At 58.6% G+C, this 855-nt stretch carries 1 protein-coding gene; it reads left to right on the top strand.

Translation table 11 applies throughout. The annotated features are described in order from the left end of the window. Positions 1 to 358 precede the first annotated feature (358 nt). Positions 359 to 847 (top strand): hypothetical protein, encoded by a 489-nt coding sequence (locus Ato02nite_RS50600; RefSeq protein ID WP_213013910.1) that lies wholly within the window; start codon positions 359 to 361, stop codon positions 845 to 847. Positions 848 to 855: the final 8 nt, after the last annotated feature.

The raw sequence follows: 855 nt of genomic DNA on the forward strand, positions 1-855 counted from the left end.
CGCGCAGCGCTCTGCGGCGAGCGTCATGGGGTGTGACACACGTGGGGGCGTCCCGGGGAATGCTCGTGCCGAACGTAGTGAGTTCGATACTGTTGGTCTGATCTTGCTTCGCCTCGTGGACGAGATCGGTGATGCTGCCGATTGACTGAGCCCGGTTTAGGTATGGAGGAACGCGGTGAGTCCCTCGACGAATAGCCGGAACGCGTGGAAGGCAGCAGTATCAAAATTCGCTATCCCGAACCTCCCAGGGGAATGGTACGTTCTGGGTCGGCAGCTGATGCTCCGCCCGTTCGGATTCGTTGCGCGAGGCGTCTCCGCCCAGGAAAACAATCTCGTAGCCATCCTGGAGCCTCTTTACATGCCGCTCGACTACAATCAGGCGAGTTGGCTAGTCGCTGTCGAATGCAACATATTCGGATTCTTCCCGTATAACACTCTGAAACTCGGCGATAACTACGCCGAGGAATACATGCGTGACTTCACCCGGGCTATCACCGAGATCGTTTACCCCTACGTCACAGAAAACGGCAGCCTGGAAGGCTATTTCGAATTGTGTCGACGCAGAAATAGCCGATTCAACGGCCTCGGAGACATCAACGAGCTCTACCGGCAGGCTGCTACCGCCATCGTTTTGGAGCGCCCTGAAGATGCCAGAGAAGCGCTGGACAGGCTCCGGCAATCAGTCGACTCCCGCCCCATAGATGATCGCGGTTGGATACGCGAGCTGTATGTGCAGGCTGGAGCGCTCCGTGATCGCCTCATCGAGGACCCGGCTGCCGTCAGGGAGGACCTCCTCGCCGGGATGGACGAGCAGAAGCGTCGTCGCAAAATCCCGCTTTCAGGATGATCCGGGCG

Origin of the sequence: Paractinoplanes toevensis (assembly GCF_018332695.1) — a bacterium.
GTDB lineage: Bacteria > Actinomycetota > Actinomycetes > Mycobacteriales > Micromonosporaceae > Actinoplanes > Actinoplanes toevensis.